The sequence below is a fragment of the Stieleria sp. genome, from assembly GCF_041595215.1.
Classification (GTDB): domain Bacteria; phylum Planctomycetota; class Planctomycetia; order Pirellulales; family Pirellulaceae; genus Stieleria; species Stieleria magnilauensis.
The window spans coordinates 1-7629 of record NZ_JBFHKV010000342.1 but is presented as its reverse complement, the minus strand read 5'-3'; the positions used below and the strand labels follow the sequence as shown (position 1 = coordinate 7629).

Here is a 7629-nt window from a genome sequence, read left to right as displayed (position 1 = left end):
GTCGAGATTGGTGGATGCGTGCGCCCACAACTTGTCGTGCGGTCGGATTGGTGCCGAGGCCGTAGTACGTCGTCAACACACCGAGCGGAGGCTGTGTCGCCACGGTGCCCAAGCTGATCGCACCGCTGAGCGGCTGGACGCTCACCCAAGCACAATCCGGATTGGCAAAGTTCGGCACCTTGGTCGGATCGAGCGCCACCGGTGGCTGAGGGTTCGCCAGGGCTGGATCGTTCGTGGTGACTTGATAGTCGGTGTTGCCGACCGATTGCGGGTACCGTGCCGCGTCATCGATGTTTTCCAGAATCCCATCGACGTATCCGACGTTAAACGAGACGGTCGTCGACGGGTCGAAACGCGTCAGAACAAAATTCTCGATCAGCCCGGATTGGACATCCCGCACGTCGGTATAAACACCGTTGAGCCGTCCGTCAGCGGCGAACATCACCACGACGTCATTCAGCTCTCGATCCGACTGCACGTTGGGGATTTGTGTCCCCGGACTGGAATCGACGATCACCTGAGAATTGAATGCGATCGGATTGGTCGACGGCCCGGAAATCGACAGGTCGACAACGGTGCGGCCGACCAGATTCACCGGCGCCAGCGGGGCGCGGATCGGGTTGACTTGGAATTTGAATTCATAGGGTTGCGTCAGTGACAACGCCATCGGGAACTCCCACTCGCTCGACGGCCCCCGCCAATTGCCCGCGACCATGTTGTTGTCCGCCGCCACCGTCAAACAGTTGAACGTCAACAAGGTTCCGTCGGTTCCCGACGGCAGCACCGGAGCCAGTGCCGCAATGTTGTCGCTGACCTCGGTCACCGCGGTCTCCAGCACGAACACATAGCCGGAACCGTTGACGGAAAATCGAACGCCCGGACGGATCAGACGCAACGCCGCGGAATTGACACCGGACGCAAGTGCGTACAACAGACCGGACGAACTACGCGGAATGAAAAACTTTGGCTGAATCGGAAACAGCGGCGAGCCGGCCGGCGGTGTCGGCGAGGTGGTGTGCATGATCGGATAGGCGACCGCACTGTCGACATCCCCGCGATACTCCATCGGCGATTGCACGTAGTACAGCCGCGTCGCGTAGTTCGCACTGAAGTAGTTCAGATTGGCGGGGTTGCCCTCGCCGATGTCGCTCCGTCGACGTTCGATGACCAGACCGTACGGACGACCGGTGCGAATCGCTTGCGTCCGGGCGTTGATGAACGCACCCTTGACCAGCGACGCGCTACGGCTGAGCGCGGTCTGTCGCATGCTGTCTTTCAACGTCGGCAATGCGATCGCGGTCAGTGCGGATGCGATCGTGATGGCAACCAACAGTTCCACCAAGGTGAAACCACGGCCCGAACTGCGCAGGTGGTCGGTTTTGATTGTCATGTTACAGGTCTCCACCAAGCGACGTGATATTGTCACCAGCCGTCTCGCGATCGAACGTGCCGCCTAGCCCACCGCCTTCGCGTGCGTTTCGAATCCCGAGAGGTCCGGAAAGTGTGAAATCGTGTGACGTATGGCCGCCGGAAATCGTCGCCATCGACACATTGAAAAACGGATCGGGATAGCGATACGTCATGTTGAATCGTGGCGACGGCGTGTCCGTTGCGATCCGCACCGAGGATGAGCTGTAGAAGTCTTTCAATCCCTGCTGAAGTCCGTCTTCATCGATCCAGAAGGTGCGACGGATTCCAAACTCTCCGTCCTGTCCCGCGCTGATCACCACCGGCGGCAAGTAGTACGGATGGTAGGCCTGTTGGGGAGCCGGCGGGGTCGTTGCGTAGTTTGCCGCGTCGTAGCGATAGTCGCTCAGCAGGAAATCAAACGGGTCGGGGTCTGACGGATACTGTTGCGGCAAACTGCCACCGCTGGCAACGAAATTGCGGAGCGCCGGGGAATCCAAACCGGCCGGGTTGCGAATCATCTCGTAGGGGTTGCCCCAGGCATCAAGAATTTCAAGAAACCCGTCGCCGTCGGTATCACCGATGCTGGTGCTCGGAATGCGGTCGATCGCCTTGGTCCCGAACATCTCGGTAGTCGCCAAGATCAGGTACAGACATTCGGCCGATTCGTTGGTGCGCGACCAAAATCGATCCAGCGGGTCGGCCGGATCATCCGAAAGCAGATCCCCATCGGCGAATTGATTGAACGGAAACTGGAACCCGCCGCCGCTGTAGGCCGCTGCGATTCCATCGACCAACGGATCGGTGCAAGGATTGTTAGCCACCCGTGCGTCCAAACTGGCCGCCGAATCCAACCCGACCAACGTACGCATTCGATTCCATTGGGCCGGCGGCCTGATCTGGGCGATGTTGGCTTGCCATCCGCCCCCCGCCGTTCGGGTTCGAAACTGCAGCGACGCCGGCGGGAACAGCAGGTCTGCGCGACATTCCGGCAGGACCATTCGGATCAGATCGCGCCGCGCCATCAGAACCAACCGGCTGCGTTCCTCGGCTTCAAAGGAGCCCGGGCCGGCAGCCAAACTCGTCGAAGTGCTGCCGAGTCCGCCCACGTTTCCCTGGGTCGGGATCGACGATGGCGATCCGTAGATCAACGAGACCTTGGAAAGCGAGACTTCATTCATCCTGGTTTGAAGCAGCTGTCCGATCGTCAAGACGTCCGCCTGGGTTCGCTTGATCCGGGCATCGGTCGCCGCCGAGGCGAGCGCGTACGTGAGCATTCCACCAAGCGTGACCATCACAGTCATCACCACCAACAGCTCAACCAACGTGAAACCTGTCACGCAGCGGTTGGCAGCCTTGGCCAGATTAGCTCGGTTCTTGAAATGGATTTGCATCATCGTATTACTCGGTTGCCCTGCACACGTTCTCACTTAGTCGCGGCGCGAAATGCATCACGGCAACTCGTCCACAAACGTCTTGGCCGTGAAGTTCGACTGGTTGTCTCGCATGCTGTTGCTCGCACGTGACACAAAGCCGGTGATGTCGAATCGAGAAATCCCGGTCAACGGTTGCGCCGGCCCGCCGACGACCAAACTCATCAGCGCCCCATCGGTCCGCCAAAAAACCGGTGCCGCATTCGACGGACCTCCGCCATCGGCGTCTAACAGGTATCCGAAACGCCCGTCGAGACCCGGTGCAAGAAGCTGAAAGGAACTCGGGTTGGCGAACTGCCACGAGGCGGCCGATGCACCAAAGGTTGCCGCATAACCACCGGCCGGCGGTGTGTTTGGTTGACGCGTGTAGACCGGACGGATCCCATCGATGGTGTCCGGATCCAAGCTTCCGATATTCGTATCATTTTCATAGGAAACGTAGGCGTTGAAGACGATCGGGGCCGCCGTGTTGCCGTTGTTCCACGCGTAGGTTCGCGAATCGAAGTAAACCACCGGCTTGTGTCCTTCGCGGAGCACATACGACGGGAAAATGTCCGGCGTCTGGTACAGGGCTGGGAAACCACCGGTAATATTGCGTGGCTCGTCGGTGCTCACGTTGCGATCGTAAGCTCCGGAACCCGAAACGTAAGACGGTCCGTTCGTCGACGACGTCGCACGCAACAGCAGTCGCTTCGGTTCAAAGTCGATGAAAGGCGAGTTACGGATCGCACGGTACTGGTAGTGCGATGCGATATTCGGATTGGTCGGCGTTGCCGTGCCATCGATCAGGATCGACGGTGGCAGTTCCAGCGGGCCGCCACTGCCGGTGAACGGGTACTGGGGATCGCTGCTGAATCCGCCCAACGACCACACCAGAGCCTCCGCACGGTCCATCACAAAGGGGTCGTACGTCGGAGCGGGGCTGGTCGGCGGAACCGCGGTCGGGTCGTTGTCTGGGAACGTGTCACACAACGCGAACAGCAAATTCAACTCGCTGTTGGCGATGTCGGGAAAAATCTTCAAGTAGTGACGCTTGACGATGTTCCAGTCCGAGAAATCCGGCGGGTAGTCGTTGTACTTGTTGTTGTACGCATCGATCGCCTGTTCGATGTTCGAGATCTCTGCCTTCATCGCAGATTGACGCACGGATTTGATCACCACGCCGACGGCCGGGATGGTCAGGCCGGCGATGGCGGCGATGATGGTGATCACCACCAGTAATTCGACGAGCGTGAATCCGCTTCGATGCGATTCGCTTCGTTGGTTGTTCATTCGTTTGATCATCGTTCGGTTCCGCTCGATGGATGGCGCAGCCGGCTGGCCGCTGGTCGTTAGGTGATGACTCGCTCGCTTGCACGGCGAGTCGCTGCGATTGGGCGGGCCGCAAAGCCCGTCAAAATGGTTTCGTTTGACAGGCTCCAAGCCTGTCAAACTGGTTTGATTAGTCGTTAACTGGACAGGCTGGTGATCAAACTGATCAACGGCATGAACAAGCTGATCACAATGAAGCCGACCGTGACCCCCAGGAACACGATCATCAACGGCTCGATCAACGCCGTCAGGCCGTCGGTCATCGTCCGAACCTCTTCGTCATATTGGTCGGCGACCTTGTACAACATCGTGTCCAACTCGCCCGTCTCCTCGCCGACGTCGACCATGTTGACGACCAGGTCGTTGACGACGCGGGTTTTGATTTTGAGTGCGTAAAACAGACCGGCTCCGACCGCCCCGCCGCCGATCGCGTAAGCCGCGATGAAGGTCAACGTCTGGACCATCACACCGTCGTCCAGCTTCGTCCCACGACTGGTGATCGCGACCGACAACAGCAACAAGCCCGGGAACGCGCCGAAGACTGCGAAGAAGAACACCGCCATCGGGTGAAATCCCAGCCGGCTCTCCTCTCGCAGCGGTTTACTGATCACTTCCCCTTCACGCACCGCCTCGTTGACTTTCGTGAACAGTTTCTCGAACACCGCGTTGCCGGCCGTCTCCCGCGTGATCGCCAACGCCTCCAAAATCGGCACACCGCTACTGACCAGTGTCCCCAAGGTCCGCGTCGTCCGGGCCAAAATGTTCTTTTCCAACAAGCCGCCGAAGATCGGGATCTTGATGATGAACATGTCAAACCCGGTCCGCCCGTGACGGAACTTGCGCATCAATTTGATGAACAACAGGAACATGATCGGCATCACGATCAACAGCCACCAATAGCTGGCCATGTAGTTACTCATCGCGATCAGCAACAGCGTCGGCGCGGGCAGTTTTAATTCGAACTCTTCGAACATCTCTTCAAACGTCGGAACGATGAAGATCATGATCCCGGTCAGAATCAAGATCGCGACGATCGCCACGACGATCGGATAGATCAACGCGCCCTTGACCTTTCGTTTGAGCGATTCGGCGCGTTCGAGGAACTCCGCCAAACGCTGCAAAATGGTTTCCAACGCACCACCGGCCTCGCCGGCCTTGATCATGTTGACGTACAGCCGGCTGAAAATCTTGGGCGACTTGGACATCGCTTCGCTGAGCGTCGCCCCGCCTTCGATTTCATCGCAAACGTCCATCAGTGCGAACTTCAACTTGCCCGGCTTTTGGTTGTTCTCCAAAATCTTCAGCGAGCGCAGAATCGGCAGCCCGGCGTCTTGCAGAATCGAGAGCTGACGGGTGAACGCGCAGATGTGCTTGGTCTTGGCACCGCCGATCGCAAAGCCGCGCTTGCCCTTCTTCTTGGCACCGCCGGCGGCCGCCTGTTTCTTGACGGAGATCTTCGTGACGAAGTACCCCATCTGGCGAATAGTGGTTTGCGCCTCCTCTTCGCTCGCGGCATCGATCTCATCCCGGATCTCTTGTCCGGCCGCGTCCATTGCTTCGAATTGATAGGTAGGCATTCTCGGTAGCCCTCGGCGGTAAGCCGGCTCCTGCCCAACGCGTACTGCGTTGCGGCACGGCACCGGCCGTCTCTTTAAAAGTGATGCTTAAAAATGTGTGTTCAAATCGGCGTGCCCGTCGCCCCTGCGGCGGCACGCCACTGGGCTTATTCCGAAACCGTCTCGCGGACGACTTCGTCCAACGTCGTGATCCCGTCATAGGCCATCGCCATCCCCGCGTCGCGGAGCGTCGTCATGCCGTCCTTGGCCGCTTCTTCACGCAATTCATCGGTCGAGGCATTGCCCATGACCATCTCGCGAATCTTGTCGTTCAAGATCATTAATTCGAACAACGCAATCCGGCCCTTGTAGCCGGTGTTGTTGCACTGATCGCATCCCGTGCCGCGGAAGAACTTTCTGCCGCCGACGTCTTCGGGCTTGAGCCCCAGTTGGAACAGCAGCTCGACGTTGGCCTTGGTTTCTTCGCGACATTTCTGGCAGATCCGGCGAACCAGCCGCTGGGCCAAAATCGCTTCGACGGTCGCACAGGTCATGAACGCCGGGATCCCCATGTCCTTCAACCGCGTCACCGTCGCCGGGGCGCTGTTGGTGTGCAGGGTGCTGAACACCAGGTGGCCGGTCAACGCGGCCTGGATGGCGATTTCGGCCGTCTCCAAGTCACGGATCTCGCCGACCAGGATGATGTCGGGGTCCTGCCGCAGAATCGCCCGCAAACAGCTGGCGAAGGTGACGCCGGCGTCGTGGTCGATCGGGATTTGGATGATGCCGTCGATGTCGTACTCGACCGGGTCTTCGGTCGTGATCAATTTGTCTTTGATGTCGTTCATTTCCGACAACGTCGAATACAACGTCGTCGTCTTTCCACTACCGGTCGGCCCGGTCACCAGGATGATGCCGTTGGGACGATCGATCGCGTGACGAAATTTCTTCATCATCGCCTCGTCCATCCCGACGTTGTCCAGCGACAGGTTCACGACCGAGCGGTCCAGCACCCGCATGACGACGCTTTCGCCGAAGATCGTCGGCAACACGCTGACGCGAAGGTCGACCGGGTGACCACCGACCATCAACTCGATCCGACCGTCTTGCGGCAACCGTCGCTCGGCGATGTCCAAATTGGCCATCACCTTGATGCGTGTCGTGATCGCGAACGCCAAGTGCCGCGGCGGCGGAACCATTTCGTACAACACGCCTTCGGCTTTGATCCGGATCCGAAACTCGTCTTCGAACGGCTCCAAGTGAATGTCGCTGGCGTGGTCCTTGATCGCCAACAGCAACACCATGTTCAACAGCTTTCGCACCGGTGCCGAATCGGCCAACGCCTCGGCGTCGGTGATGTTGAATTTCTCACTCTCCAGCGCCGACACCGCCGCCTTCAATTCCTCGTCTTCGGCCAGCTCGGCGACCAGCTTTTCGACGCTCTCGGCTTCGCTGTCATAGTAGCGCCCGATCGTCGTGTTGATGTCGCGCTCGGTCGCCACCAGCACTTCGATGTCGTAACCGAGAAACGTCCGCAATTCGTCCTGGACGCTCAAGTTCTGTGGGTCGCACGTCGCGACGGTCAACTGGTTGCCTTCGAATCGAATCGGCACCACGCGGTAAAGCTGGGCCATCGTTTCGGTCAACTTCTCCACCAGCTCCGGCTCCAGCTGAATCTCTTCCAGCGAGATCGTCTGCATCGACATCTGCTCGGCCAAGCCCTGGACCAGCTGATCTTCGGTGATCAACTGCATGTCCTCGGCGACTTTTCCGAACAGCGCACCGGGCTGCTGCTCCTGTTCCTCCAACACAATGTCGCGTTGTTCGTCGGTCAGGAAACCAAGGTCGACCAGGATCTGTCCAATGCGACGCTGTGCCATGGGTGTAATGCTTGAAAAGGAGGATTCGAGATTTTGGTAGTG

General features: G+C 58.9%; 5 protein-coding genes. All 5 read right to left on the bottom strand.

Annotated features, from left to right (window positions below):
* Positions 1-1390, bottom strand: a 1390-nt coding sequence (locus tag ABX749_RS14615; RefSeq protein ID WP_372896625.1) for a Tfp pilus assembly protein FimT/FimU, incomplete at its 3' end; no start/stop codon positions are given.
* Between the two features lies 1 nt (position 1391).
* A complete protein-coding gene (locus ABX749_RS14610) occupies positions 1392-2804 on the bottom strand; it encodes a type II secretion system protein (protein WP_372896624.1) in 1413 nt (470 codons plus the stop codon).
* A 54-nt stretch (positions 2805-2858) separates the two neighbouring features.
* The gene (locus ABX749_RS14605) at positions 2859-4112 is read right to left on the bottom strand and encodes a type II secretion system protein (RefSeq protein WP_372896623.1); all 1254 of its coding nucleotides are present in this window, start codon (positions 4110-4112) and stop codon (positions 2859-2861) included.
* Positions 4113-4288: 176 nt separating this feature from the next.
* Positions 4289-5728, bottom strand: coding sequence for a type II secretion system F family protein (locus ABX749_RS14600; RefSeq protein ID WP_145208889.1), 1440 nt, complete (start codon positions 5726-5728; stop codon positions 4289-4291).
* Between the two features lie 146 nt (positions 5729-5874).
* Positions 5875-7587: a GspE/PulE family protein gene (locus tag ABX749_RS14595; RefSeq protein WP_145208891.1), complete on the bottom strand. Its 1713-nt coding sequence runs from the start codon at positions 7585-7587 to the stop codon at positions 5875-5877.
* Positions 7588-7629 lie beyond the last annotated feature (42 nt).

Coding starts and splice junctions, on each gene's coding strand:
- ABX749_RS14600 (WP_145208889.1), bottom strand. CDS start 5,728: ATGCCTACCTATCAATTCGAAGCAATGGACGCGGCCGGACAAGAGATC.
- ABX749_RS14605 (WP_372896623.1), bottom strand. CDS start 4,112: ATGAACAACCAACGAAGCGAATCGCATCGAAGCGGATTCACGCTCGTC.
- ABX749_RS14610 (WP_372896624.1), bottom strand. CDS start 2,804: ATGATGCAAATCCATTTCAAGAACCGAGCTAATCTGGCCAAGGCTGCC.
- ABX749_RS14595 (WP_145208891.1), bottom strand. CDS start 7,587: ATGGCACAGCGTCGCATTGGACAGATCCTGGTCGACCTTGGTTTCCTG.